Annotated in this window: 20 protein-coding genes and 4 pseudogenes; 7 read left to right on the top strand and 17 right to left on the bottom strand. The window is 66.1% G+C overall.

The annotated features are described in order from the left end of the window. Positions 1–463 precede the first annotated feature (463 nt). The 14 genes and pseudogenes from C4J65_RS31140 to C4J65_RS31075 all read right to left on the bottom strand — a co-directional run. A pseudogene (locus C4J65_RS31140) lies at positions 464–903 on the bottom strand (acyl-CoA dehydrogenase family protein); the annotation flags it as partial. A 297-nt stretch (positions 904–1,200) separates the two neighbouring features. Beyond that, a complete protein-coding gene (locus C4J65_RS31135) occupies positions 1,201–2,733 on the bottom strand; it encodes an AMP-binding protein (protein ID WP_115745419.1) in 1,533 nt (510 codons plus the stop codon). Between the two features lie 120 nt (positions 2,734–2,853). Then, positions 2,854–3,585 (bottom strand): RraA family protein, encoded by a 732-nt coding sequence (locus tag C4J65_RS31130; protein ID WP_162833435.1) that lies wholly within the window; start codon positions 3,583–3,585, stop codon positions 2,854–2,856. Positions 3,586–3,647: 62 nt separating this feature from the next. Beyond that, positions 3,648–4,715, bottom strand: a complete 1,068-nt coding sequence (locus tag C4J65_RS31125) for a DUF3500 domain-containing protein (RefSeq protein WP_115745417.1) — start codon at positions 4,713–4,715, stop codon at positions 3,648–3,650. Between the two features lie 90 nt (positions 4,716–4,805). Continuing rightward, complete coding sequence (locus tag C4J65_RS31120; RefSeq protein ID WP_115745416.1) at positions 4,806–5,600, bottom strand: SDR family NAD(P)-dependent oxidoreductase; 795 nt, start codon at positions 5,598–5,600, stop codon at positions 4,806–4,808. Positions 5,601–5,681: 81 nt separating this feature from the next. Next, a complete protein-coding gene (locus C4J65_RS31115) occupies positions 5,682–6,080 on the bottom strand; it encodes a nuclear transport factor 2 family protein (RefSeq protein WP_115745415.1) in 399 nt (132 codons plus the stop codon). Positions 6,081–6,228: 148 nt separating this feature from the next. After that, the gene (locus tag C4J65_RS31110; RefSeq protein ID WP_162833434.1) at positions 6,229–7,071 is read right to left on the bottom strand and encodes a fumarylacetoacetate hydrolase family protein; all 843 of its coding nucleotides are present in this window, start codon (positions 7,069–7,071) and stop codon (positions 6,229–6,231) included. A gap of 568 nt (positions 7,072–7,639) precedes the next feature. Next, entirely contained in the window at positions 7,640–8,776 is a 1,137-nt protein-coding gene (locus C4J65_RS31105) for an ABC transporter permease (protein ID WP_162833433.1), read from the bottom strand. Continuing rightward, positions 8,776–9,921, bottom strand: a complete 1,146-nt coding sequence (locus tag C4J65_RS31100; RefSeq protein ID WP_115745412.1) for a substrate-binding domain-containing protein — start codon at positions 9,919–9,921, stop codon at positions 8,776–8,778. Before C4J65_RS31100 ends, C4J65_RS31105 begins: the two co-directional genes overlap by 1 nt. Further along, on the bottom strand, positions 9,900–11,471 hold the full coding sequence (locus tag C4J65_RS31095; RefSeq protein WP_162833432.1) for a sugar ABC transporter ATP-binding protein: 1,572 nt from the start codon (positions 11,469–11,471) through the stop codon (positions 9,900–9,902). The genes C4J65_RS31100 and C4J65_RS31095 overlap by 22 nt, the downstream gene beginning before the upstream one ends. A gap of 52 nt (positions 11,472–11,523) precedes the next feature. After that, complete coding sequence (locus tag C4J65_RS31090) at positions 11,524–12,033, bottom strand: VOC family protein (RefSeq protein ID WP_115745410.1); 510 nt, start codon at positions 12,031–12,033, stop codon at positions 11,524–11,526. Then, positions 12,030–13,436: a GMC oxidoreductase gene (locus C4J65_RS31085; RefSeq protein ID WP_275898187.1), complete on the bottom strand. Its 1,407-nt coding sequence runs from the start codon at positions 13,434–13,436 to the stop codon at positions 12,030–12,032. Before C4J65_RS31085 ends, C4J65_RS31090 begins: the two co-directional genes overlap by 4 nt. A gap of 210 nt (positions 13,437–13,646) precedes the next feature. Further along, the gene (locus C4J65_RS31080; RefSeq protein ID WP_115745408.1) at positions 13,647–14,210 is read right to left on the bottom strand and encodes a VOC family protein; all 564 of its coding nucleotides are present in this window, start codon (positions 14,208–14,210) and stop codon (positions 13,647–13,649) included. An 817-nt stretch (positions 14,211–15,027) separates the two neighbouring features. Beyond that, positions 15,028–17,466 carry a SpoIIE family protein phosphatase gene (locus tag C4J65_RS31075; protein WP_115745407.1) on the bottom strand — a complete coding sequence of 813 codons (2,439 nt, stop codon included), beginning with the start codon at positions 17,464–17,466 and terminating at the stop codon, positions 15,028–15,030. Between the two features lie 738 nt (positions 17,467–18,204). Between C4J65_RS31075 and C4J65_RS31070 the strand changes: the two genes are divergently transcribed. Beyond that, positions 18,205–19,182, top strand: coding sequence for a LysR substrate-binding domain-containing protein (locus C4J65_RS31070; protein WP_240330660.1), 978 nt, complete (start codon positions 18,205–18,207; stop codon positions 19,180–19,182). Between the two features lie 158 nt (positions 19,183–19,340). Here the strand turns inward: C4J65_RS31070 and C4J65_RS31065 are convergent, their stop codons facing one another. Continuing rightward, positions 19,341–20,573 carry an MFS transporter gene (locus C4J65_RS31065; RefSeq protein ID WP_205351096.1) on the bottom strand — a complete coding sequence of 411 codons (1,233 nt, stop codon included), beginning with the start codon at positions 20,571–20,573 and terminating at the stop codon, positions 19,341–19,343. A gap of 396 nt (positions 20,574–20,969) precedes the next feature. On the opposite strand from C4J65_RS31065, the pseudogene C4J65_RS36905 reads away from it, so the two are divergent. Further along, a pseudogene (locus tag C4J65_RS36905) lies at positions 20,970–21,322 on the top strand (DDE-type integrase/transposase/recombinase); the annotation flags it as partial. Between the two features lie 12 nt (positions 21,323–21,334). Here C4J65_RS36905 and C4J65_RS37125 read toward each other — a convergent pair. After that, positions 21,335–21,448, bottom strand: a pseudogene (locus C4J65_RS37125) (LysR family transcriptional regulator); the annotation flags it as partial. A 135-nt stretch (positions 21,449–21,583) separates the two neighbouring features. On the opposite strand from C4J65_RS37125, the gene C4J65_RS31050 reads away from it, so the two are divergent. From C4J65_RS31050 to C4J65_RS31040, 3 genes are all read left to right on the top strand, one after another. Continuing rightward, positions 21,584–22,516, top strand: coding sequence for an NAD-dependent epimerase/dehydratase family protein (locus C4J65_RS31050; RefSeq protein ID WP_115745403.1), 933 nt, complete (start codon positions 21,584–21,586; stop codon positions 22,514–22,516). A 71-nt stretch (positions 22,517–22,587) separates the two neighbouring features. Beyond that, entirely contained in the window at positions 22,588–23,082 is a 495-nt protein-coding gene (locus C4J65_RS31045) for an SRPBCC domain-containing protein (RefSeq protein WP_115745402.1), read from the top strand. A gap of 53 nt (positions 23,083–23,135) precedes the next feature. Then, positions 23,136–23,639 (top strand): SRPBCC domain-containing protein, encoded by a 504-nt coding sequence (locus tag C4J65_RS31040; protein WP_115745401.1) that lies wholly within the window; start codon positions 23,136–23,138, stop codon positions 23,637–23,639. Positions 23,640–24,519: 880 nt separating this feature from the next. Here the strand turns inward: C4J65_RS31040 and C4J65_RS31035 are convergent. After that, the gene (locus tag C4J65_RS31035; protein ID WP_115745400.1) at positions 24,520–25,269 is read right to left on the bottom strand and encodes an SDR family NAD(P)-dependent oxidoreductase; all 750 of its coding nucleotides are present in this window, start codon (positions 25,267–25,269) and stop codon (positions 24,520–24,522) included. Between the two features lie 101 nt (positions 25,270–25,370). Here C4J65_RS31035 and C4J65_RS31030 point away from each other — a divergent pair, with 101 nt between their 5' ends. Both C4J65_RS31030 and C4J65_RS36440 read left to right on the top strand, forming a co-directional pair. After that, positions 25,371–25,754, top strand: a complete 384-nt coding sequence (locus tag C4J65_RS31030; RefSeq protein ID WP_115745399.1) for a MerR family transcriptional regulator — start codon at positions 25,371–25,373, stop codon at positions 25,752–25,754. 396 nt (positions 25,755–26,150) lie between these two features. Beyond that, positions 26,151–26,243 (top strand): annotated as a pseudogene (locus C4J65_RS36440) (IS5/IS1182 family transposase); the annotation flags it as partial. Between the last annotated feature and the right edge of the window lie 6 nt (positions 26,244–26,249).

Genomic DNA, 26,249 nt, shown 5'->3' with positions numbered 1-26,249 from the left:
ACTGGTCCGTCGGCCCTACGTCGCCCGACGGACACTGACAGTAGTCGGCTGCCCCTCATGTGCGGTGGGCAGTTGCCAAAGTCCCTCGGACAACGTCCCGCTCTGGTATGAGGCCTCGTACGACAGACCGATAAGCCGGATACGCAACCGTTCCGGCATGGCCGAGGACCGGTCGGACTCGATCAGAAACGGTCACTGTCGGTGACGGGCGACGGGGGGCGGAGGTACCCCGTCGCGCGATCAGGAACCGCGCGGCCCGCTGCGCGGCTTCCGGGTCGAAGCGGTCCGCATGCCAGGTCGCGGAGCGCAGGGTGCCCCGGTGACGGTAGGCACGCACGATCCGCCGGTGCTCGGGGGTCGCCACGAAGGTGCCCAGGTCGTCCTCGTGGCGCCACAGGGGCACGGAGCCCGAGCGGGGCCGAACTGGCTGACGCTCACGACCGGCGCCGGCGACCTCGCCCTGATGAACGCCGGCGCGGTTCTCCTCGCCGAGCAGGTTCTCCTCGGGGACGCGTACGTCGTTGAAGAACAGTTCGGCGGTGTCCTGGGCCTTCTGGCTATCTTGGCGAGGTTGCGGCCTCGTTCGAAGCCGTCCGCGCCACGTTCGACGACGAGCAGGCTCTGCCCGGCGCTGCCGCCCTCGGGCGTGCTGCGGGCGACCATCACGACGAGGTCGGCGAGGATGCCGTCGGAGATGAAGCCGGGCAGCCGGCGCCGCTTCTGTTCCTCGGTGGCGAGCCGGGTGAGGTAGGGGCCGACGATGTCGTTGTGCAGGCTCGGGGCCAGTCCGGAGGCGCCGGCGCGGGCGAACTCCCCGATGAGGACGGCGCTGTGGCGGAAGTCGTCGCTGCCACCACCGCCGTACTCCTCGTCGACGGCCGGTCCCAGCAGGCCCTGCCGGCCACGTCTTCGGAACGCAGACGCGCGGCGGACGGTTCCGCCCACGGGCCTTCGCGGCCGCCGTCACGGAGGCCGTGATCAGGCCGAGAAACGACAGCCCCGAGCACCCCAGCAGGTGGGCGGCGTTCACACACATCGGCCCCCGAGCCGCCCGCTTCACACCACACGAGGGGGCTCCCCCATGGCACCCGTCCCGTACGAAGAGGTCGTCAACTCCCTCGCCGACCACCCCACCCAAATCAACCCGCCGACCACTGAAACCTGAAATAGACTCAGCCTCGCCATTTCTGGCTCAGCGCACTAGTTGACCTGGCGCTCGCGGCCCTCCCAGTAGGGGGCACGCAGCCTGAACTTCTGGAGCTTCCCCGTTGCCGTGCGAGCGAGTTCGTCGCGGAACTCGACCGAAGTAGGAGCTTTGAAGCCGGCCGCCCTCTCCTTGGACCAGGCGATCAGCTCCGCCTCGGTGACCTCCTTCCCCGGCGCGAGCACGACGAGCGCCTTGATCGTCTCGCCCCATTTCTCGTCGGGCACCCCGATTACCGCGACCTCGGAGACCGCGGGGTGCGAGAAGATCACATCCTCGACCTCGATCGACGAGACGTTCTCACCGCCGGTGATGATGACATCTTTCCTTCGGTCGGTGATCGTCAGGTACCCGTCTTCGCCAACGACCCCACCGTCACCGGTGCGAAACCAGCCGTCGACCAGTACCTGGGCTGACGCCTCCGGCTGCTGCCAGTAGCCCGCGAGCACTGTGTTGGAGCGGGCGAGCACCTCGCCGTCGGGCGCCGTGGACAAGGAGACGCCGAGCGCCGGAGCACCGGCGCGGACCAGTTTGCGCGCCCGGTCGTCCGCCGACAACCCGTCCCATTCGGCGCGGGTGCGGTTGATGGTGAGCAACGGCGACGTCTCGGTCAGCCCGTAGAGCTGGATGAACTCCCAGCCGAGCTCCTCCTCCACCCTGGCCACGGTCCGGGTGGGCGGTGGGGCCCCGGCCACGATGATCCGCACCCGGTCGCGGCCCGGGACCTCGCCGTCCCAGGTCGCCGCGGCATCGAGTATCGAGGCCACCACCGCGGGCGCTGCACACATGAACGTGACGCCGTGCTTGTCGACGCGCCGGAGGATCTCCGCTCCGTCGACCTTGCGCAGCATAATCTGGGTGACGCCGAGTCCCGCTGTGGTGAAGGGCATTCCCCAGCCGTTGACGTGGAACATGGGCAGGGTGTGCAGGTAGACATCGCGGTCGCTGACACCCGCGTGAAGTCCGAACGTCATCGCGTTGGTCCAGATGTTGCGATGGGTCAGCTGGACGCCCTTGGGTCGTGCCGTCGTGCCGGATGTGTAGTTGATGCAGGCGGTTGCGTTCTCGTCAGGTGCCCACGGCTTCGGCTCGGCCCCCGCCGGAGCGTAGAGGTGCTGGTCGTCACCGAGGACGAACCGATGTTCCGCGGTGACCCCGGCCAGCGCCTCGTCCAGCTCGGGGTCGATCAACAGCATCCGGGCGCCCGAGTGAGCGACGATGTGGCTGATCTCGTCAGGGCGCAGCCGGAAGTTCACTGGCACCAACACCCGTCCATGGCCGGCGACCCCGAAGAATGACGTCAGCAGGCGTGCGGAGTTGTGCGACACGATCGCGACTCGTTCACCGAAGCCGATACCGAGCCGGTCGAGCTGGGCAGCCTGCCGAGCCGCAAGCGTATGCATCTGGGTATAGGTCAGCTCACCGAGTGAGGCCGCGGGCTGATCGGGCTCGTCCACCACCCCCACTCGATCGCCGTAGACCTGAGCGGCGCGGCCGATGAAGTCGGACAAGCTGAAAGGCACTATCATCGATGCTCCTTACCGAAGATCCTTGTTCGGAATGACAAGGAGGTTCGCGCGGTGCGGGAGACCGCGCGACTCCTGCCCGGGCAGCGCGGCCTCGAAGCCGGACGCTGCCCCCCGAGGGATTCAGTCCAGGCCGTAGAGTTGCCGAATGACGTCAGCCGTGGGGAGACCGTCGGCGATGGCTGAAAACATCACGGCTTCCTTCTTGTCGATCGCCTCGCACCGTGCGAGCACGTCGTCGATCAGGGCGTGCGGGACGAAACACACACCCGTCTCGTCGGCAATAACCAGATCACCTGACGCGACGGTCACGCCCGCAACGGAGATCGTGCCGTTGATCTCGACCGACGACCCACGCCACTTCCCGGTCCGCGGGGTGACGTCCCGGGTCCAGATGGGGAACCCACGTCGACGCGACTGCGCCACGTCCCGGACCGCACCGTCGACGACCGCGCCGGCGATTTCGCCCCGCCGGGCAAGTGCGGCGACGATGCCTCCCATGTTCGACACCTCGGGGAGGCCAGAAACGACGACCACGTCCCCGGGTTCCGCTATCTCGACGGCATGAATCTCGGCCATCAGCCAGCTGCCGTCGGTGACGGCTCGATAGGTGTCCATCCTGCTGGGAGAGTTTCGCAGAGTGATGGCTCGCCCGACTATGCGCTCGTCAGGCAGGGTCGGGAACAAGGTCGAAGAACCCACGCACCCGTGGATGCCGAGGGCGTCAAGCGCATCTGCCACTGTGGCCGAGAGATCGTCGAGTGCACGGAAACGCGAAATGACGTCGTCCGCAACAGACTCCGGCATCGCACGCACATCGACCCAATCAAAGAGCTGCCCTGTCGTTTCACTCATGATCGTATTTCCTCCTGTTAGTGGTAATTCCGGGCCGGCTTGCACGATGCGGGCCGAGGCCGTCACTGCTGCCGCAGGGTGTCGCCACCGAAGTCGTTCGACAGGTGTCGCACGACCCCATGAGCGTGGTTGGCGTTCCGGGAAGTGTTGTCCCATTCGATGAGGATGCCGTCGCCCTGGACCCTGTAGTAGTTCGGAGCGCCGATATCGGTCGGCCCGGCCCACGCGAAGTGCAGTCTCTTCACGTCCCAGCTCGGGGCGAGGCCGGCCGGCAGACCGTCGTGGTACGTCCGTACCAGGCGGTCAAGGCATTCCTGCTGGTGGCTGTCGAGGTCCGCCCCGGAGATGCCTTTCGGTGTAGATGTCACCGAGAGCCGCTCGTAGTCCCGACGCTCGTATCCGGTCCCTGCATCGCGTGCGTCCCCGCCGGTGCGCATCCGTTCCATCAGCGCTTCGTCTCCGGGCCGCCGACGAAAGATGTCGGGCAGTTTCATCATGGTTGCGCCGTCCTGAAAGGAGGACCGGTTTCCCATGACGATGTCGGCCGGAGCACGGTCGAGCAGGATCGCCGCGGCTCGGGCATCAGGGAACAGCGAGTTCACGAGTTCCCGACCCGTCGACTGGAACCCCTTGAGGGGATCGAGCGTCGCTCCACCCGGCAACGGCGTGACCGCGGGGTCCAGGCCGAAGAAGCGTGGCGTCGAGGACCGTACTTCCCCGTCAACGATGAGAAAGTTCAGCGAGACGTGGTGACCGCCGAACCTCCAGCCCCAAGGGGCCCCGCCTTCCGGGTCTCCGAAGATGCGAAGGTAGTATCGGGACGGGTCACGCCCCCGGCGGGTGTCGAATTCGGACGAGAAGCCCTCGACCTGGTCCAGGACGTTTTCGGTGCCCATGATCGTCGAGACGAGGGCGTAACCCTCGGGGGACAATCCGGCGGAGACGAGTTCCATCGCGCGGCGCTGCTGCCGGGCGAATTGGCCGTTGAGCGAAAGACCTCCGTGGTCTGTCGGTGCGTAGTACCAGCGTCTGCGTTCGGCTTCGTGCTCCCCTCCTGGCGGCCCCCACCACGCCAGTTCGCGCTGTTCGTCGTCGAGGTCTGCCAGCCAGGCCGTCGCCGACCGGGACATCGCCCGGGCTGCCCTCCTGGCCGGCGTGTCCCGTTCACTCGGCACTCGCCCGCCTCACTTCCGACTCTCCGAATTCTCCAGCCCTCTGCATCAGTAGAAGATCGGTCCGACGAGGCCACCTCCGGCAGCGACCGCGTCGCCGTTGATCGCCACACTCAGCGGCGAGGCCAAGAAGGTCACCACGTGCGCGATCTCCGAGGGTTGCACCAGGCGGCCGATGCTGACATCGGCCGCAAGCGTGGCCGCGAACTCGGATTCGGTAACCCTTCGCGCGGCCGCCCCTGCCCGGATCAGGTCCCGGACCCCTTCGGTTTCGGTGATCCAGGGGTGGACGACCGTCACGTTGACCCCCTTGGGGCCGAGTTCGTCGGCCAGGTTCTTCGTCACCGCGGCGACAGAAGCATTGCGCACGGAGCCGAAGACAGAACCCGTGCGGCGTACCGCGAGCCCGCTGATGTTGATGACTCGGCCCCAGCCGCGCTCGATCATTTGCGGTGCGACGGCTCGCACGCAGCGCAGGTAGCCCAGAACCTTGATCTCCATCTCGGAGCGCAGGTCATCGTCGTCGAGGTCCATCAGCCCCGTCGGAGGTCCGCCGGCCGCCTTGGCCGCGCCGTTGACCAAAATGTCGATGCCGCCGAACCGCTGTGTAGCCTCCGCCACCGCGGACTCGACTTCCTCGTCCCGACCGGTGTCGGCCGCCACGCCGATGGCGTCGTGGCCCAGAGTGCGAAGCCGGGAGGCGGCAGCCTCAACAGCGGCGGCGTCCCGTGCCAGAAGCGCGACACGCGCTCCCTCGGCGCCGAGCTCCCTTGCGATGGCAAACCCCAGCCCTCGGCTCCCGCCGGTCACCAGGGCCCTCTTGCCTGCCAGTTTCAAATCCACGATCGTTGCTCCCTCTCGACGCTGTGGCTGCATGCGAGGACGGCTTGCCCAGCCTTTGCTCGGCGCGCGTAGAGCCGGCTGTCAGGCGTCCACGCCGAGGACACGACGCCACTGCCACGTGTCGCTGTACTGCTGGAACCGCACGATCATGTCTCCGTCGAAGTCCCACACGTGCGCGAAGATCGCGTCGATGTCCTTCCCGGCCTTTGTCGTGCCGACGTAGCGCCCCTCGACCAGAACGGTCGTTCCTCCTGCAACGATGCGACTGACGTTGATGTGGAAGTCCGCGAAGTCCTTTCCAAGTTCATCGAAGACGGTCGCCTGCACTGCTTCGTGGCCTACCAGCGGACTTCCCGGAGAATAGGGAATGTTCTCGGCCTCAATCCACAGCGCGTCGGTGGAGAGGATATCGAAAATCGGCTTGAAGTCGCCCTCGGCAAGGCGGTTGTAGACGTTTTCAATTACGGTGCGGTAGCTCATTGCCTGTGTCGTCCTTGTCGTGTGTAGTGTTCGAAGAAGTGCTACTGGATCGAGGTGACCGCCGCGCGCGTTGCCAGGCGACGGGGTTATCGGCGCAGCATCTCTGTTGGAGAGTAGGTCCCGGCATCGTGCCGGGACCGGGATGTCTTCACCGTTGAAGCTGTGACGCGACGCGATTGCGCAACACGCCTACGCCTTCGAGTTCGACCTCGACGACTTGACCGGCCCGCAGGAACCGGCCACTCGACACCCCTACTCCACCCGGGGTACCGGTCAGGATCACGTCGCCACGGTGCAACGTCATGTACTGGCTGATGTACGAAATGAGCTCCGCGACCGAGAAGTGCATCTCGGCGGTGCTGGAATCCTGACGTACCTCGCCGTCCACCAGTGTGCGCAGGCGCAGCGCCTGGCCGTCACGCACGCCCGCCGTCGTGAGGAGCGCCGGACCGAGCGGTTTGAATCCGTCGAACGCCTTCGCCAGTCCGACGTTCGGACCGGACACCAGGGCATTGCTTCCGTTCTGGACGTCCCTGGCGGTGACGTCGTTGGCAGCGGTGATGCCTGCCACGTGCGACCAAGCCTCATCTACCGAGACGTCGGACGCAGGCGCTCCGATGACCACCGCCATTTCTCCCTCGTAGTCCACCGCGGACCCTGCGATCCTCGGAAGCGGAATGTCATCGGTGGGCCCGCTCACCGCCGAGGGCGCCACCAGATGCACCCTCGGAACCTGCGCGATTTCCGTGCCGATTTCCGCGGCGTGGTCCTTGTAGTTCAGCCCGACGATAATCATATTCCCGGGCCCGTCGATCGGAGTTTGTACGGTCACCTCGTCGCCCCCCAGGGTGGCGGTGACTCTCGCTTGCTCGAGCCGGCCGATCTCGCCGGACTTGAGGAGGCCGGACAAGTTCAAGCCTCCGACGTCGAGGACCTCGTACCGAGTTCCGATGATGCGTGCTACACCTGCCGATGTCTGCGCCACGAGCACTGCGACCGACTCCATTCGTTTCTGGTGTTGCTCCGCGTATGTTCGGCGCACCCGCCGGCAGAGACATCTTGTCGCGTCGTGCACCCAAGCTGTCCAATACTTCTCCATGAAGGCACCGATACTCAGGGGCTATCGGCGATAGCCGGGGATCGTCGTGGAACTCGGGTTGGAGCATCGTCGGCACGCCGAATCTCGACGAGTCACGCAATCGCCCATGCCGGACTGTGCGGTGAGCTTGTGCCGGCGGGCGGTGGTGATCTCCTTGGAGCGTCCCGGCACGGCCGGCGGGTCAAGGTCAGGTGCCCCTTGTCGTCGGTCAGGGCGAGGAAGAGAGCCGGGGTCGTCCGGTTCCGCACACGCTCACCGCGGCGAGTCAGGCCGGTGACGGCCGGGCAGCCGTCCCGGGGGCACCCAGGCATCGAAGTCCTGTGCGTCACCGCCGCCTGCCTGGCCCTGGTCCGGCTGCCGTCCAAGGTCGCCCAGCCGGAACCGGAGGGCGACCTCGAAGCGAGTCTGGGAGAGCGGCGCGTCACGGCCGGCACACCGGACGCGCCGGCAACTGGTGCCCTCATGCCAGCTTTGTGCGGTCCTCGCGGCTGGTCTCCGTCGAGATCGCCCGCCGCTTGGACCGGCTCGCCGCACGACGATGAAGTACCACCGTCAGGCCGACCGCGAGGACCAGAGCGACACCGTTGAACAGGTCCGGGATCCACACATCGCCCTTGACCAGCGACAGGCCCTCGACCCCGATACCGAGCAGGAACAACGAGACGAGCAGTCCGCCCACGTTGTATCGTCCCGGCTTGATCTGGGTGGTGGCCAGGAAGCAGCCGGCGAAGGGAGGCAGCAGGTAACTGCTGCCCACCGACGACGAGATGCTCCCGACCGCCGCGCTCAGCAGGATCGCGGCGACGCCGCATCCAATGCCCGTGAGGATCAGCGCGCAGGCCACGTACTTCTTCGTCGCGATTCCGGCCAGCCGCGCGGCGTCCGGGTTCGCGCCGGTCGCATAAAGTCGTCGGCCCACCGGAGTGTGTTCGAGGACGTACCAAGCAGCCAGCGCCAGCACCAGCGCGTAGATGATCAGGACCGGAACTCCGAATGGCTGCCACCCGGCCATCTTCTGGAAGTCCGTCGGTGCCGGGCCGACGTACTGGCTCTTGCTGAGGTACTCGGCCGCGGCAAGCAACACGGAGCCAACGCCCAGTGTCGCGATGAAACTGTCGATTCCGACGACGACGATCAGCAGTGCGTTGATCCCGCCGACAGCCGCACACACCAGCACAGTTGCCAAACACGCGGGAACCGTGTCCCAGTGATATTTGGACACCAGGCTGATACACACGACCGCTCCCAGGCCGACATTCTGCCCTACGGACAGGTCGAAAACGCCGGCGGAGAGCGAGGCCATGAGACTCAGCGACAGGATGATGGTGATGGCCTGGTTGCGCGTGACCGCCTGCGCCGTTGCCGCCGTCAGGAAGGTATCCGGAATCCAAAACCCGAATATCACGACCAACGCGACGATCAGGCCCAGGCCGCCGAACCTTCCCAAACGGAGCTGTCCGAGGTTCGCCACCAGCGAGGACGGCCTCATGGCAGTACGCGCATGCGCACCGTGCCGAGCCGTCTGTGCGGGTACTGCGTCCACAACCCCCCGGTCGACCATCTGCGTCGTCCCGTCCGGCGGTGATTTCTCAGCCATCACGAGACACCCCACGCCGTTCGGAAGACCGAGTCGATGTGGGGCCATGAACTCGCGTCCCCGAGGGCACTCACATTGCTCGGCTGCACAACCGCGACCGGCCCGGGCGGATTTGGGTCGCGGATCGGGTCACCAACCATTTGGCGTGCCGCGGCGTCCATCATCCACCAAGCATTCTGTGCCGTCGGGTGAACCACGCTGCGAAAAATCAGACCGTCTTTGACAGCCTTCTGCGACGTTGCGTTCGCCGCCGTTCCGATCACCTTGACAGAACCGAGTCCAGCACTCTTGAGCGCTTGCGGGAGGCCCGAGATCCAGTCATCCCACGGAAGGCACACATACTTGACCTTCGGGTGCGATCGAAGGTAACTCACGACCTGGCCGGGAGCTTTGGTTCCGATATCTGCGGTGTTCAGGTCGAGTTCGCTGTACTTCCCGCCGGCTTCCTCAACCGTTGACTTCAGTGCCTCGCCGGTCGGCGCCGTGGACGGCGTGTCCGGCACCGCGAGGAACAACACATTCGGGCCGCCCTTCGCGTCGGCAACAGCGATGAGACCTTGCACGACGCCTTGCTGCTTCTGCTCGGGCGTGTTCGCCTTACTGAAGAGGTAAGGCGTTCCGGGACCAGCTGGGGCGTCGCCCGCGTAGGGCAGGATGATCGTCCCGGCAGCGTGCAGCGCATTGACCTGGGACTGCACCATCGAGGAGGGAAGGATCGCGGCGGCAAAGACGACGTCCGGCTTGTCCTGAACAACGGAATTCCAGGTCGCCGTGTACGATTCCGGTGTGAATTGCGTGGACACGATCTTTGTCTTCCAGCCCAGCGCTGCAGCCGCCTTCTCGGCGGCCTGCGTGTAAAGCGCGCAGACTGGAACCGAACAGTTGATTATGTCGACTTTCTTACCTGTCGGCGGCCTTTTGCTGAGTGCCGGCACAGTTACTGTTGGCTTCGGATTCTCGTACTCTGCGAGCTTCGCGATGTCGGCCTTCACCACGCTTGATTCACCACCGACGCCAGATGACGAGCCCGTTGCACCGGCATCCGATGCGGATCCACCGCCGTTCGAGCCGGAGCCGCCACACGCTGCTACCGTAAGCAGCGCTGCGATCGACGCCGCGACGATCACGCTTCTTCGCTTTTCCATCCGAAATACTCCGCTTCTATAGCTTCAGTTGCTCCTACACGCGGGCTGGTGCCGGCGGATTTCTCGTCATTCAGGCTGGCGCGAGCGATGTCGGCCGGGGATTGCTTTCCGACCAACTCCCGGATCGGTCGTCCGTCGGCTACGACGATGACGCGATCACACAGCTCTGCCAACTCTTCGGTATCCGATGAGGCGACGACTACTGTTGCGCCGTTCGATGCTGCGTCACGCAGTTCCGAGTAGATCGCTGACTTTGCGCCGGCGTCGACTCCTGTGGTGGGCTCGTCGAGGAGGAGTGCGGTAGGCGAGCAGCGGAGCATTCGGGCAATGACGACCTTCTGTTGATTGCCACCGCTGAGATCAGAAAACGTTGCCTGCGCGCGACCCGGTCGGATATCGAGGCGACCGATCCAGTCTTTCGCTTCGGCCTCTTCCGCTCGTTGCGAAAGTCGGCGAGTAACGCGTGCACATTTCAGTAGCGGAATCGTGAGGTTTTCACCGACGTTCCAGGTGACGAAGGACCCCAGTTTCCGACGGTCAGCAGGTGCATAGCTCACACCAAGCCTGATTGCCGTTCGCGGTGACCCGCCGGTGATTCGTTTCTCTGAAACCTGCACTTCGCCCGAGGTGCGCATCAGAGATCCGTACACCAGGCCCAATATTGACTCATATCCGGAGCCGATGAGTCCCGTGATGCCGAGGATTTCTCCTGCGTGCGCCTTGAAGCTGAAGTCAGTGACATTTTCCCCGCACACACGGTCAGCCGTCAGTACAGGAGCCCTGCGATCCAGTCTGGCCGACTCCTGCCGCTTTTCGATTCTCTTTCCGAGGATCAGCTCGATCAGGTCATCTGCGGCAACTTCCCCGATGGTCTTGGTGGCCATGCGGCGACCGTCGCGAAGCACTGTTACCCGATCGGCTATGGCGAAGACTTCGGGCAGGCGATGAGTGACGTACAGGATCGTCACCCCCTGGGCCTTCAATGCGGCAAGCAGGTCCATCAGTTGATGCACCTCTTCTTGCGGCAATGATGCTGTTGGCTCGTCCAGTACGAGCACGCCCTCGCTTGCGAGTCCGTCCTCGACAGCGCGGATGATCGCGACCATCGACTTCTGTGCCGCGCTGAGCGCACCGACCGGCATCGCCGGATCAATGTCAAGCCCGTATTTCTGCATCATGTCGCCGGCCTGCGACCGCTGTGTACGAGCGGAGAGCCACCATGTCTGCCCGTAATTGCCTCCCAGCCTGAGGTTTTCCGCGACATCAAGCGAGTCGACAAGCCCCAGGTCCTGGTGGATGAATCGCAGTCCAGCCAGATGAGATGCACGGGCCGAGCCGAAAGCCAGCACTCGGCCGCCAATTGTCACCTCAGCGCCGTGTTCCGGAGTATGATATCCGGCGAGGACCTTGATCAGGGTCGATTTGCCAGATCCATTCGCCCCCAGCAGGGCCTGTACCTCGCCACGGTGCAGTGCCAGATCAACCTTGTCCAGCGCACGCTGTCCGGCGAAGAACATGGATATGTTTCTTGCTACCAGCTGCTCAGTCATCCGGTCGCCCACATTTCATAGGAGCGTGTCTGGCTCTTGCCGGATCTTCCTCTCATGACAGCGATCTTTTTTCGGTCAGCAGTGGCGCGCCGGTCAGTGATGCCGACTCGCTTCCCTTCTCGCGGTCGGGAAACTCAATGAGTTCGACGATGTTGCCGTCGGGGTCGAAGCCGTACGCGACATGAAGCATGCCGAGTGCGTCTATTGGCCCATCGTTCTGGAACCGCATACCCGCACCGGCGAGGCGCTCGAATTCCGCGTGTATATCGGTGACTTCGAAGCAGATGTGGGTGAATCCATGATCAGAGACTCGCCACTCCGGATCTCGCGGCTTGGGGGCGGGGTGGGTGTACTGGAACAGCTCGATGTGTGCATTGCCGCCACGGAGATAGACGAAGGTCGCCTCGGATCCGCTGAGCCCGACAATGCTGTCGCACAGGTCGTCGCCCTGCTGCCAGCCGTACCGCATCACTTCCTCGAGCCCGAACAGGTCACAATAGAAGGACTTGAGTCGCTCGAGATCGGGGGTGGAGATGGCTGCGTGATGGATGCCGATGATCATGAGGACTCCTTGCAGTCGGCTACCAGAGTCGAAGTGGAAGGGCTGGAGATCGCATCGGCAACATGGAGCGCGAAGGCGATGGTGGTCAGGGTCGGATTGGAGGCGTTTCTCTCGCCGAGTACGGCATTACCCGCGACGTAGCAGTTCTCGTAGGCCCAAAGGCGGCCCTCCGGTGAGACGACCGAGCTCTCGGATTCAACTGCGCCCATTCGGCATGACCCCATGAGGTGCATCGAGCCTCCGCGTGCAGGCACTCGCATACCCCATCCTGTGACGAGGTCACCGAGGTCGCTCGACAGTAGGAAGAGCTCCCGCAGGGCATCGCCTGCCACGTCGAAATCGCTGTTGCTCAACTCGACCGCGCCCGTTGCGACTGGAAGGCCGAAGCCGTCTTCACGCTCTGCATCGAACTGAAGTCGATTGGACTCTTGCGGTTCTACGGGGCAGAAGGAGAGAAGGTCGATCGTATTGTCGAACGGCGCGTCGGCTGGGATCGCGGGGTTGAAGTTCCACTGAGTGGCGTTGATCGTGGTGGACCACTCGTGTGCGCGCGACGGAGGGATCCACACGGAGGGCGGGAACCGATCCGACTCCTCGTTTCGCCGCAGGTTCGCCTTGAGGAGTACACGCGAAGCGACAATGGTGTGTTCCGTCAGGTACGCGCCGAGCGCCGGGCCGGCCTCCAGACCGGAAGCGGCGATCAACTGCGCGCTGCCCACTGTGCCCGCGGCGATGACGACGGCGTCGGCGTTGATGAGAAGGGGATCGCCGCCCCCGACCGGGTGGGCCAGTACTCCCGTCGCGGCTCCTCGCCGATGTACCACGGTGCGGACCACGTGATCGGTAATGAGGCGGATGTTTTCGTGCGCGCCTCGGAGCAGGTCATCCGCTGCGCTGAATCTCCACCCGCCGCTGTCCAGCGGTTCGGCCGCGATCGGCATCGGCTGTACCTCTCGCCCGTCGGGCAACGCGCCGACGCGGCGGGCGACGATTTCCTCGAAGTCCTTGTACCGCCCGTCTTCAGTGCTGATTGCGACGCCCACGTGCAACAGGTCGGATGCGCGGGCGACGAGCCGGCCCCAACAGTCGTGCTCAATCCAGCCCGGCAGCTCCCACCAATCGGGATTGGGCGAGTTGTGCGTCCATCCCACCAGCATTCCGCCGACGCCGTGAATCCCGACCAGGCCGGGCAGCCTCGGCGGCGTGGCCGCAGCCCGGTTGAGAGGTGCCAGGGCACCTTCAAGGAAGTCGGCGAAGCCTCGGGTACCGCCTGGGGTGCTGTCCAGATTGCGGCCGTGCTCGCCTGTCCCGGCCGTACCGGCCTCGATGACGACAACCTGGCAGCCCTTGCGTGCGAGTTCGCCGGCCACGGCTGCCCCGCCGGCTCCACTCCCAACGACCACCACGTCCGCGCTGAGCGGGATTTCTCCTACTGAATGCGACACTGCACTCGTCCTTTCTGGCGTTCAGTTCGTGAGCCCGGCGTTGGCACCGGTCGCGTCAGCGCACCCAGACATTCCTGTCGGGCCTGTTTGGGGGAGCCGTCCATCCGCCGGGGCGGCTCCCCGGCCTTTCGGCCGCAGGCCGGCGGCGCGTGCAGGCCCGGTAGGAGGTCATCCGTTGCGCCATTCGACTGCCCTGGGCAGAAGGCGTGCACTGGTCGATTCCTCGTACGGCAGTACGCCGCCCGGGTGCGAAACCAGTTCCAGGTAGAGCCCGATCGGCGTTCGGACGTACAAGATCGTGATGCCTGCCTGCGGAACATCGGCCAAGAGCACTGGCTCGCCGCATGCGACGCATCCGTGGGCCTTGAGATAGGCCATCGCTGCCTCGACATCCCCGACATGAATCGCAAGATGCGTAGCGCCCGCGTCGCTGGTGCGGGGCCACTCGCCCGGTCCGTCCGGGGATTCCCATGCGAGGAGTTCCACTACTTGCGTGGGCCCAAGACGCACCATGGCGACCGTCGTTGAGGCCCGTGGGTGAACGTCGAACTGCGTCGTCATCCAGTCGCCCACGGGGTCGGCGAAAGGACCGGCTCGGAAGATCTCCTCTCCCCCGAGAACGTCGACGCAGAAGGCGACTGCCTCGTCAAGATCTGGCACCGTCCACCCGATATGGTCGACGTTTGTCGCTGTCGGTATTCCTCGCCCAAGCGCGTACGGCTCCGGTTGCATTCTAAGATCTCCTCGATGTCACGTAATCACGCCCTCGATCGCCGACCTCCGGGGATCCGGCTCTCTGGCGGCTGTCATCGGCGCCTTCAGATCATTCTCGGCTTTGTATGCTGAGCTGTCCGCGAGGTTCCCTTCTCTGGAGTCAGCACGTGGTGTGGCGCAAAACGTACGAAGCCGCGAACAAGCTGTCCAATACTTCTGCATACCCCCGTCGATACTTCTGAGGTATTACAGGTCATCGAACTTGATCTCGTCCCGCGCGCTTTCTGGCTGCTCAGCGGTATGGGCGCGGGGGCGATCTGGTGGAATGATCTTCGGTTTCCTGCGAACGTCGGAAACTGCTGCGGCCGATGGCGAAAGCATCCGCGATGATGTCCGGCACCGGGTGCCTTCCGTCCCGAAGTAGCAGGTGGGAGGCCCTGGTTCGGTAACGATCAGGCATGAGACAACTGGCCGGGACCATGGTTGGTCTTCGCGCGCCGGCCTCCACCTGTGCGTGGGTCACGGCGGCGCTTGCACGGGCCCGTCCAAGCAGGATCGCGGACAGCGGATACCACCGGCCCCGCCGGGAGCGCGGGTCGGGTTCCGAGTCGGACCAGGGACGCCGGGCCGGCGGTACGACCGGCACTCTGCGGACCCGGCTCCACCAGCACGGCGGGAACCGGCAGAGGACCGGCGCGATGACGCCGGGCGGTCCCGGTCACCGCGGGGTCGAACCGTTGCCCGACGGGTTGTACCAGCCGGCGATGGCGCGCACGATGTCACGTGTGGGGCGCTCCGTGTGCCGAGTGGCCGTCCGTGCAGCGTCGACCCCCGCTCAGTCGGACCTGGGCCGAGGCTCGGTGTGGGAATCCGCTGCGTACGCTTGCTCACACCAGATGATCTTGCCGGTGGTGGTATAGCGCGTACCCCAGCGCTCGGTGAGCTGCGCAACGAGCAGCAGGCCCCGGCCTCCCTCGTCGTACACGCGGGCCCGGCGCATGTGGGGTGCAGTGCTGCTGGTGTCGGCGACCTCGCAGATCAGCGTACGGTCGCGGATCAGCCGCAGCCGGATGGGGGCGCCGCCGTACCGGATGGCGTTGGTGACCAGCTCGCTGACCACCAGCTCGGTGACGAAGGCAACCTCCTCCAGGCCCCACGCCGACAGCTGGCGCAGGACGTCCGCACGGACCCCGGCCACTGCCTCGGGATCGGCGGTCACGTCCCAGGAGGCGACCTGACCGGAGTCGAAGCGCCGGACCCGGGCCAGCAGGAGGGCCACATCATCAGCGGGGCGTTCCGGAAGCAGGGTCCCTACGATCTGGCCGCACAGGGTGTCCAGCGAGCCGGCCGGGGCGGTGAGGGCCCGCCGCAACGACTCGAGCCCCGTGTCCATGTCGCGCTGCCGGGATTCGACCAGGCCGTTGGTGTAGAGGGCGATCAGGCTCCCCTCGGGCAGTACCGTCTCAACCGCTTCAAAAGGAAGCCCGCCCAGGCCGAGTGGGGGGCCGGCAGGCAGGTCCAGGAAGGTCACACTGCCGTCCAGGTGAACCACGGCGGGCGCCGGGTGTCCGGCGCGGGCGATACTGCAACGGCCCGACAACGGGTCGTAGACCGCGTACAGGCAGGTGGCACCGAGGCCTCCGGATTCGGTGGTGTCGGTGTCCACCTCGGAGCCTGCGCTCAGCCGGAGGACGAGGTCGTCCAGATGGGTGAGCAGCTCGTCCGGGGCCAGGTCGACGTCGGCGAGGGTCCGTACGGCGGTACGCAGCCTGCCCATGGTCGCGGAGGCTTGAATGCCGTGGCCGACCACGTCGCCGACCACGAGCGCCACCCGCCCGCCGGACAAGGGGATCACATCGAACCAGTCGCCCCCCACCCCCGGCCGGGGCCCGGCAGGAAGGTATCGGAAGGCGGCCTCGACCGCGGACTGCTCCGGCAGTCGCCGCGGCAGCAGACTGCGCTGCAGCGCCAGCGCCGCCGTGCGCTCGCGGCTGAAGCGCCGGGCGTTGTCCAGAGAGACGGCCGCCCGCGCGACCAGTTCCTCGGCCAATGCCAGATCCTCGGACTCGAACGGCTCAAGACGCCCGGACCGGAGGAATTCCGCCACCCCCAACGCCGTGCCCCGGGCGGTCACCGGCACGATCATCCAGGAGTGGAACCCGTACTCGCGGGTCTTGGCACGACGCACAGGATCCCCCGGCGCCCACGATATGGCGGCTGGATCCATCACCCGGAGCAGCTCGGACCGGCCGGTGGCGAGGCAGCGGGCGTGTGGTGAGTCCTCCGTGTAGAGGTCGACATCGCCCACCCTGGCCACGCTCTCCGGCGCGCCGTCCAGAATGGACTGCTGCGCCACCCGGCGCAGTACGGCACCGGTGACCGGGCCCGGGGCCGGCTCCTCACCGCTCAGCAGGGCTTCCAACAGGTCGACGCTGGCGAAGTCGGCGAGCCGGGGAACGGCCATCTCGACCAGTTCCTGCCCGGTGCGCATCACGTCCAAGGTGCTGCCGATACGCGTGCTGGCTTCGTACAGCAGAGCCTGCCGTTCCCGGCCGTGATGCTCCTGGGTGATCTCCAGCGCGGTGGCACACAGGCCGATTACCCGGCTTTCCCGGTCACGGAGCGGCGACGCGGAGACGGTGAACACGCGATCATGGTCGGGAGCCGCCCGGGTGCGTCCCCGGACCAGGAAGCCGTCCTCGGCCAGGCCCGTCTCCAGTACCCGGCGCATCCGCAACTCCCACTGGGCGGCATCGGGGCCGCTCAACACCGCGGCCAGGCCCTGTCCGGGGTCCTCACGAGCTCCGGTAAGGCGCCGCATCGTGGCGTTCTGCCGCACACAGCGCATGCCGGTGTCGTGGATCGACAGCGCGACCGGGAAACTGGTCAGCACCCAGTCCGTAAGTGCCTGCGCCCCGAGGTACGGGGGGACGGCAGGCTGTGTTGCCGCGATCAGCAGCCACACCGGCTCGGCGATGCCGCCCTCCGCCAGCCGGTGCGCCGACAGGGAGAGTTTCAGGCGGCGGCCGTCGCGGTGTCGGACGGACAGTTCGCCGTGCCACTCCTCCTGGCCGGACGGCCGTGGCGGCTCCGCGGCCAGCAGGTCGTCCACACGGCGGCCGACGGCGTCCGCGGCCTTGTAGCCGAGCAGCCGTGCCGCAGCCGGACTCCACGCGGTGACGCGGCCCTCGGCGTCCATCACGATCAGTCCCGCTCCCAGGGGCCCGGCGGACTGACCGGCCTCGTCCGGAGAGACGTCGCCAGCGGCGTTCATACCCTTCAGCCTGTTCCCTGAGCCGAATAAAATCAATTCGGGCGCAGGGGCCACTGCGGTGGAGGTCCGACGAGCGCACGCTTGTCAGTACGTGACCGTATAGCTTCGCCGAATCGTTCTATGCCGCCGTGGTGAAGGGCGGGGTGCGGTCCAATTCGTGGAACGGCTGTGCTGTTGGTGATGCCCGGGAGCGGGATGGCACGCGCGGGGTGTCGCGGATAGCACCGGAGATGACCTTTTCGATGCGGTGCCCGGCAGGTCGTTGCGGCACGTACCGCGTCCTGACCGGCACGCCGGCGCCCGCAGACCCCGAAAGAGAGCCCGCACCACTTCCGGCACGGGGGAAGCCGACGCCACCGGTACAGCACGCGACCCACCGGCCTCAATCACAGCGGCCACACTGCGGAACGAAACGAACCGCCAGGCACACGTGGACGATTCAGGCAGGGCGACGTGCCGCAGCTGAAACGCGGCGCGACCAGAGTGACGAGTTTGCCGAGGCATCGGGGAGCAAGGCCGGTGAAGACCAACGCCCGAAGAGAAGCCATTCGAAAACCTTATCGCAGACCACCAAATCATGAATACCTCCGGGGGTGCGGACAAGGCGTACCGTAAGGCGTGCCCGTTAGGGCGGCCATGTCGCGGATGCATGCTCCGGCTCCATGGCGACGTGGCTCTCGTATCCGGGCAGCACCCTCCGGGGTGGCGGAGGGAACGAAGGGACCGGGAACAGTGAGCATGGAGTTGCGGCACGTCAGGTACTTCATCGCCGTGGCGGAGGAGTTGAACTTCGGCCGGGCGGCGGCACGGCTGCATATAGCTCAGCCGCCTCTCAGCGTGCAGATCCAGGCGCTTGAGAAGGACCTCGGGGTCAAGCTCTTCGACCGAACCGGGCGGCGCACGACGCTCACGCGAGAGGGAGAGGTATTCCTCCTGGAGGCGCGCCAGATCTGCGACCAGGTCAGCAGGGCGCGGCGTGCGGTGAACCAGGCCGCCGTCGGTGAGATCGGCTGCCTGCGGGTCGCGGGTGTGCCATACGCGTTCGCGGAAATGCTTCCCATGGTCATCCCCAGGTTCCGCCTGGAGAACCCCAACATGATTGTTGACCTTCGAGAGGCCGGAACACAGGAAAGCCTCGACTCTCTCCTGGCCGGCACAGTGGACGTCGGCTTCGTGCGCGAAGGAGACCCGGTCGACGGCCTCGCAGTCCTACCCGTGAGGACAGGTCGATTCGAAGCTGTCGTGCCGGCCGGCCATCGGCTTGCCGGAGCCGGCCCCATAGAGATCACTGATCTCGCGTTCGAGCCTTTCGTTTTGACGGCACGACATATTTCACCGTACTACTATGACCAGACCCTCTCCGCTTTGGCTACCGCGGGGATTACGCCGCACACGGTCATTGAGGCAACTTCCATTCAAGCTCAACTGGGCTACGTGGCTTGCGGGATGGGCGTTTCACTGGCGCCCACATCCGGAACGTCGGTTAGCTCGAAGTACATCGCTAGGGTCTCACTGAAGCAGGAAATAATTTCGACGGAACTGGCTGTCGCCTGGGCCTCCGGACCGATTCCCCACGCATTGGACAATTTTCTCAAAATCGTCCGCGAAGAGGCCGGGTCCGGTCACTCCGCCGCGCTTGCATCAGGGCCCCTGGAGTCGGCGTGCGACGATCGCAGAATATCGGCACCATGTGTCCCACCAGGTACTGGTCCGTGATGGCGCCGGCCACGACGTCGTCGGGGCGCGGCGTCAGCGGCGCGTACGTCAGGTATGTCCAGCGGTCCCCGCCCTGCGCGGCTGGACTGGCCGTGTCCTCGACCACGCAGGGGTGGAACAGCTTGGGAGTCTGTCTCCCGGCCGTCCACGAACCCCGGTCACAGCGCCGCCTTACGCGCTGAGCCGACGGCAACCGTGAAGAGGACGAGGGCTGCCGCGGTGGCAGCCGCACCCATCCAGATGGGGGAGGTGTAGCCGAGCTCGGCCGAGATCATGAGTCCGCCGATCCACGAGCCGAGGGCGTTGCCGAGGTTCACCGCGGCGATAGGGGCTCCGGACGCGATCGCTCCGGCGGCGCCCGCCGCTCGCATCACCTTGTGCTGGTAGCCGGGTGCGGCGGCGAAGCCGAACATGCCCATGAGCCCCAGTGAGATCGCCACTACGACAGGGTGGCCGGCGAGCAGTGCGAGGACGATCTGCACGGCCAGCAGGCCCAGGAGCGACACGGCCAGGGTGGCATCCAGGGCACGGTCGACCAGTCTGCCGCCCAGCGTGTTGCCGACCATGAGGCCGATACCGAAGAGCACGAGCAGCCAGGGAACGGCGCTGGTGGGATAGCCCGAAACCTTCGTCAGCGTCAGTGCGATGTAGGTGAAGGCGCCGAACATGCCGCCGAACCCGAACATCGCCGTGCCCATCGCCAGGAGCGCCTGCCGGTTGAGGAGATGCCGCAGGTCGACGAGCGAACTCGTGGGCGCGGACGCCACGTGGGGGACGACCGCGAGGATGGCCAGGGTCGCGACGACCGCCATGGCCGCGATGACGCCGAACACGACGCGCCATCCGAACTGCTGGCCCAACACGGTGCCGAGCGGCACGCCGAACACGTTCGCCGACGTCAGACCGCCCAGCATGGTTGCGATAGCCCGTCCCCGGTGCCGTGCGTCGACGAGTTGGACGGCCACGACGATGCCCATGCCCAGGAACGCCCCGTTGGTCGTTCCCGCGATGATCCGGCCCGCCATGACGGTCCCGAAGTTCGGTCCCAGCGCGCACAGGAGGTTGCCGATGATGAATACGACCCCGAGCCGGGTGAGGGCTGATTTCGGCGGGATGCGGCTGAGGGCTGTGGTCAGGGCGAGGGCGCCCACGATGATGCCCACCGCGTACGTCGTCACCAACGTGCCCGCGCTGCCGTCGCTGACCGAAAGATCGTCGGCGACGTCGGGCAGCAGGCCGGCGACCACGAACTCGGCCAGGCCGAGTGCGAAGCTGGCCAGGGCGAGTGCGTACAGCCCCACCGGTTTCCTGCGGGTGCGGGTGGGCGCATCGTGGGTCGCCTCGGATGTGGTGCGCAGGTGTGTCATGGCGACCAGAACCCTGAGCGCCACCCTCGGGATTCCTGATGAGACAGGGATTCCTCATTCGAAAATTGGATATGACCTGTTCCAGATCTCGATAGCTACTGGTCAGCAGGTCGCAAATTGACGGCAAGGCGAGACGCCGCTTGCACCTCTGCCGGTCCGTGACGGCGCAGCCCCGCACCTGGTCCACCGCGGTGAGAAGGACCGGACTGCACGCGGAAGACCCGCACGGACCGCGCTCACCGGGCAGACCGCATCGCCCGGGCGAAGGACTGGTCGAGCCATACGGCGAGGCCGTTGTCCGCCGTGAAGGCACAAGCCGCGCCCCCTGCGCGCAAGGACGAGGCGCTGGGGCAGGTCGATTCCGACGATGCGCAGCGACCCGCATCGGACCTCCCCTGAGGGTGATCCGGACACCATGGCGCCTACGGCGCTCCGCGTGGCCATGCCGAGCTGCGTGCGAGGGGACGGAGGTTCAACCGCAAGCGGTAGACGAAGCGGACGACGATCCCGGACCACGCGACGCCGCCCGTGCCGGACCTGGTGATGCGCGAGTTCACCGCGGACACGCTGAACACCAGATGGTGCGGCGACATCACGTACCAGCCGTCGGCTCGACGTGGATCGACATCGCCACGGTGATCGACATTTGATCGAGGAAGGTCGTGGGCTGGTCGATCTCCGACCACATGCGCACCAGCCTGGTTGCCGACGCGATCGCGATGACCGTGGTCGCCCGCGGCGGCAGGCTCCACGGTGTCGTCTTCCACCCCGACGCGTTCCAACGAAGCAAGCTGATGAGAGACAGCGGGTTGCGATGAATGCGGCAGCACCGCGGCCTGCGTGATCGATCCGGAGTCCGCGACTGCGACGAGGCACTCCCTGGCCCGCAGAGAAGCCATCCAAGAATTCTATCGCAGACCTTCGCAACATGACTGTAGTTGAGGGAAGCCCTCCGGACGCCTGATTGCTGCAACCAGCGAGACCTTCTCACTCAGGGTTGACGAGCGGGCTCACGCGGAACGAAGGAGAAGTTCATGGCACAAGTGTTCGTCACTGGCGGTTCTGGGTTCATCGGCCAGGTGCTGGTGCGTCGGCTCCTCGGCGCAGGTCACACGGTGGGTGTCCTCGTCCGAAGTGAGGCATCGGCTGCGAAGATCTCGGCGCTGGGCGCGGAGCCCATGCGGGGCGAGCTGACCGACCCGCTGACTTGGCGGGACCATTTGGCGGCCAGTGATGTGGTGTTCCACCTCGCCGCCGAGACGGATGTCTCCGCTGATCGTGAGCGGCAGGAGCTGGTGACGGTGCGTGGCACCCAGGCAGCGGTCGACGCTGCTCGCTACGCGCGGGTCCCACGCTTCGTCTACTGCGGGAGCGAAGCGGCGCTTCTCGCCGGTGCGCCGCTCGTGGACGTCGATGAGACCGCACCGCTGCGCCCCGACTCGGAAGCCGCTTACAGTGCCGCGAAGGCTGCGGCCGAGAAGATCGTGCTCGACGCCAATGCCCCGGGCTTCGCCACGGTATCGATTCGCCCGCGGTTCGTCTGGGGTCCCGACAGTTTCCTCGTCGAGGGCCTGGCCGAAGCTGTGAAGGCGGGGCAGTTCGCCTGGATCGGCGGAGGCCGGCACACAACCGATGTCACGTTCGTCGAGAACGCCGTCGAGGGACTCGTGCTCGGATGGCAGCGTGGTCGGCCGGGGCAGGCCTACTTCATCACCGACCGGCACCGCGTCATCCTCCGCGAGTTCCTGGAGGCCCAGTTCGAGATCTACGGCGTAGACGCTCCGATCCCCGACATGGCCGCCGAGACCGCCGCTGTCGCGGTCCCCGTCCCCGTTCGATGGTTTCTCGGGCAGCAATGCACCCTTCGCACGGACAAGGCCGTAACCGAACTCGGATACGAGCCCGTTGTTGACCATGCCGCCGGCCTCGACGCCGTCAGGAAGTCGGTAGCCCTCAGCCGCGCATGAAGCATCATCCGCCTTCCGTCGCGTGGCAGATAAGCGACGACTGGGCAACGGTCCGACAAATGGAGAGTTCCATGTTTGAAGCAGTAAATTGGCCGGCGGCCATGACCCCCAGCCGCTCACCCATCCACTTCACCAACGAGCTCGAGGTCGAAGCCTCTCCGGAAACGATCTGGTCCCTGCTCGTAGACCCTCGAACCTGGCCCAGCTTCTACCCGGGCGTCGGACATGTCCAGCTGCTTGACGGCCACGACTCACTACGCCTCGGAACCCGGTTCGAAACCAACCTGGCCGGCCAGGATGTCTTCGCGTCCGTGCAGGAGTTCCAGCCTGAGACGCGCATTGCCTGGGGTGGCTATCCCAAGGCCGCTGAGGCATCCGTGGCATACCACGCCTGGATCATTACACGCACCCCGAAGGGGAGCCATCTCTGGACCGAGGAGACGATGCAGGGCCCGCTCTGGATCGAACTGGCAAAGCAGGACCCGGAAGTCTTCTGGCGTACGCACGAGAGGCTGCTTGCAGCGCTCGCCAAGGTGGCGACCGAGCGCGAGATTCAGATGCATTGACCCACGATAGGCATCGAAGCGCTCACCAAGACATCCAGAAGGTGTGAATAGCCATGTATGACAAGGTCATTTGGCCCGAACAGTATGATCCAAAAATTTCGGCCCTCTACGCGCTCAACGATATCGACGTCAAGGCGCCGCCTGAAGTGGTGTGGAAGCTGCTCGTCGAAGCTGAGAACTGGTCGAGTTACTTCCCTCCCGAGGACCGCGTGAAGATCCTCACCGGCGGGCCGGAACTGGATCTCGGAACCAAGTTCAGCCGAGTGACGGTCGGATTTTCCATGTCTCTCAACGTGACGGAGTACGAGCCGTTCACCCGGCTCGCGTGGGAGACGACGGTCGACGGCGACGAAACGGGCTCAAGCGCGTACCACGGCTGGGTCATCACGCCCACGGCCGACGGCTGTCACGTACTGACCGAGGAGACCCAGCAGGGCCCCTTCTTCGTCGAGGAACTCGGACGCAAGCACCCCGGTGCGCTCTACCGCTACCACCAGGACTGGGTCGAGCGCCTCGCCCGTGCGGCAGAGGCAGAAGCGGCCAAGCCTGCTCCCTGACCTCCGCTCTTACGCCGCCGGCAATGCCGACGGCGTAAGAGCATTGCCGGAAGTGCAACCCAGGTCTCGACGACCGTCTGGGGCCACCTCCCGCAGCCGCAGCCACGCACTGATGACGACCGCCAGGGGCGGCGCCAGTTGAACGATGAGGCTCCCTGACGGGCATGGACCAGTGCATCAGTCCGCAACGAGAGAGCTCTACGGCTCCGCCGCCGCGTCGGACCGCAGACAGGTGGACGAGCAAGCGTCGCACCAGCCCAAGTCATTCGCCAAAGTGACGGGCTCATAGGCCAGGGCTGCGCCCGGCGGAGAAGGTCACGGCCAGCACGCCTGCCGTGGCAGACGGACACCTGCACGCGCCCGTTCCGCCTCAGCCGGTGAGTAGCCGGGAGCGAGCAGCGGGGCCGGGCGGGGTGATCCCATCCGACCCCGCTGTCGTCGGATCAGCCAAAGCCGAGCGCCTCCTGTACGAAGCCGGATGGGGCCCGGCCTGGCTGGGGTGATGGCCTGCTGTCCTGGCGTGCGGCCTTCCAGCGCTCGGTCTCACCCACGCCTGTACCGGTCCGGCTGCATTCAAGGGCTTTGCAGAAGGCCGCGATCAGGGCATATCCGTTGTATCGCGGGGTGTTGAAGGTGCGAATCTCTGCGTGAGCACCGCCGGTCACGGCTCGCGGAAGCCGGGAGCCGCCGGGCGGAGAGGCAGGCGAGGCGACCCCGCGTCTATACCAACACCGGGCCCGCGAAGGCTGTGGCACCCCCAACACAAGGCAGGCTGGTGTCACTTCGCGTCGGTGCGTGGTCCGGCGTGGTGGCGGTAGGGCGTTTGCCACGACAATGCTGCTTCCTGACGAGGCGTCATAGGTCCGGGAGGCACGGAGCCTCAGTGCCCGAGCGCCGCCCTGCGCAGGGATCGCTCGGCGATCCGGGCAGCCAGTGACGCGGGCAGCAGGCGACCGAATACGAAGGTCTGGAAGCCGTTGAGACCGCCATCGACAACTGCCGGGCCCCGGCTGCGCAAGGCAGTCATCACGGTGTCCGCGACGGAACCGGGCTCGCGCTTGCCCGGCATGTGCCGCGTGTTCATCGCAGTGTCGGTGGGGCCGGGGCTGACCGCCACGACCCGCACCCCCGTCGCCTTCGTCTCGGCCCACACCGCCTGGGTGAAGGAGAGCACGAAAGCTTTCGAGGCCGCATAAGCGGCCACATACGGAGCGGGTGCGTACGCACCGGTGCTCGCGATGTTGACGACAGCCCCCCGCCCCCGCGCGACCATCGCGGGCAGCAAGAGCGCTGTCAGCTCCGCCATCGCGCCGACATTGAGGTTGACCAGGCCCCGAAGCCGCGCGGGATCGCTGTTGGCGACCGGCCCCATCAGGCTGGCGCCGGCATTGTTGACCAGCACGTCGACCTCGGTTCCCGAACCCGTCAGCCACTTGGCCAGCCGAGCTGGAGCACACTGCTGCGACAGGTCCAGCGCGAGCGTCGACACCTGGGCCCCGTACTCGGCGTGCAGCCGCTTGGCCGCCGCCTCCAGGCGGGCGCCGTCCCGTGCGACCAGGACCAGGTGCATGCCCTGTTCGGCCAGCCGCTCGGTGATCGCGGCCCCAATGCCTGTCGCGGCACCGGTCACGACAGCAACACCCCGCTCGTCTCTTTTTTCGACTTCATGCCCGGAACGGTAAACTCTGACATTAACGTCAATGTCAAGCCTGGCCCGGCGGAGGAGAGAGTATGCGCATCGGAGAACTCAGCAGGGCCACCGGGGCCAGCACCCGTTCGCTCCGGTACTACGAGGGCCAAGGGCTGCTCTCCAGCGACCGCCGCTCCAACGGCTACCGGGACTACGGCGAGGAGGCCGTACGCCAGGTCGCCTTCATCCAGGACCTCTACCGCGCGGGACTGCCCTCCCAGATCATCCGGGACATTCTTCCCTGCACCGCACCGACGCCTCCCGAAGGCGAGTGCACCCAACTCCTGGCCCGCGTCCGGCAGGTCCGCGACGAACTCGCCCGTCAGGAGCAACAGATCACTCAGCGCCGCGAGATGCTCGACCGCTACCTCTCGGGCACGGCGACCCCGGCCGGCCTCGACGGCCAACCCGTCTGCTCCGCCTGAAGCGACTGGCATCTGGTGTCCGATCAAGCCAGGATTTGATCGTGGTCAGGTGGTGGGGAAGTCGACTCGAGCGGTGATCAACCTCACTCGGCGGATCGCCCTCAGACAACGTGACTACTGAACCGTCAAAGAGCCTCCTTTCATCCTGCACAGTCGCGTGTCAGGAGCGTGTGGGTGGCTGGGACGGTCGGGCTGATTCGCCGGGCTGGGCGAACGGCGGCCCAGCATGAGCAGTGCTCGTAGAGCGGCCAGGCAACGTGCTCGACAAGCTCGTGCGGAACGTCGAGCGTGGCTCGATATACCCTGCACCAGATCCAGGCCTACGCCGACGCGGCCGGCGACATCGACTGGCTGGTCCAGATCGGCTCCACCATCGACAGCGTCTGCGCACGCCCTCTGCTGGAACGGATTCGTGTTCCCCGCCCCGGCCCCGGCCGGCCGCGCTGCAGGCCCGACCAAGTCATCGCAGACAAGGGTTACAGCTCCCGCAGCTTC

Source organism: Streptomyces sp. CB09001 (assembly GCF_003369795.1).
In the GTDB taxonomy this organism is placed as follows: Bacteria; Actinomycetota; Actinomycetes; order Streptomycetales; family Streptomycetaceae; genus Streptomyces.
The sequence above is the reverse complement of the archived record's forward strand: the minus strand, read 5'-3'. Positions and strand labels throughout refer to the sequence as shown.

Coding starts and splice junctions, on each gene's coding strand:
- C4J65_RS31135 (WP_115745419.1), bottom strand. CDS start 2,733: ATGATAGTGCCTTTCAGCTTGTCCGACTTCATCGGCCGCGCCGCTCAG.
- C4J65_RS31130 (WP_162833435.1), bottom strand. CDS start 3,585: ATGAGTGAAACGACAGGGCAGCTCTTTGATTGGGTCGATGTGCGTGCG.
- C4J65_RS31125 (WP_115745417.1), bottom strand. CDS start 4,715: ATGTCCCGGTCGGCGACGGCCTGGCTGGCAGACCTCGACGACGAACAG.
- C4J65_RS31115 (WP_115745415.1), bottom strand. CDS start 6,080: ATGAGCTACCGCACCGTAATTGAAAACGTCTACAACCGCCTTGCCGAG.
- C4J65_RS31105 (WP_162833433.1), bottom strand. CDS start 8,776: ATGGCTGAGAAATCACCGCCGGACGGGACGACGCAGATGGTCGACCGG.
- C4J65_RS31100 (WP_115745412.1), bottom strand. CDS start 9,921: ATGGAAAAGCGAAGAAGCGTGATCGTCGCGGCGTCGATCGCAGCGCTG.
- C4J65_RS31095 (WP_162833432.1), bottom strand. CDS start 11,471: ATGACTGAGCAGCTGGTAGCAAGAAACATATCCATGTTCTTCGCCGGA.
- C4J65_RS31090 (WP_115745410.1), bottom strand. CDS start 12,033: ATGATCATCGGCATCCATCACGCAGCCATCTCCACCCCCGATCTCGAG.
- C4J65_RS31080 (WP_115745408.1), bottom strand. CDS start 14,210: ATGCAACCGGAGCCGTACGCGCTTGGGCGAGGAATACCGACAGCGACA.
- C4J65_RS31075 (WP_115745407.1), bottom strand. CDS start 17,466: ATGAACGCCGCTGGCGACGTCTCTCCGGACGAGGCCGGTCAGTCCGCC.
- C4J65_RS31070 (WP_240330660.1), top strand. CDS start 18,205: ATGGAGTTGCGGCACGTCAGGTACTTCATCGCCGTGGCGGAGGAGTTG.
- C4J65_RS31050 (WP_115745403.1), top strand. CDS start 21,584: ATGGCACAAGTGTTCGTCACTGGCGGTTCTGGGTTCATCGGCCAGGTG.
- C4J65_RS31045 (WP_115745402.1), top strand. CDS start 22,588: ATGTTTGAAGCAGTAAATTGGCCGGCGGCCATGACCCCCAGCCGCTCA.
- C4J65_RS31040 (WP_115745401.1), top strand. CDS start 23,136: ATGTATGACAAGGTCATTTGGCCCGAACAGTATGATCCAAAAATTTCG.
- C4J65_RS31030 (WP_115745399.1), top strand. CDS start 25,371: ATGCGCATCGGAGAACTCAGCAGGGCCACCGGGGCCAGCACCCGTTCG.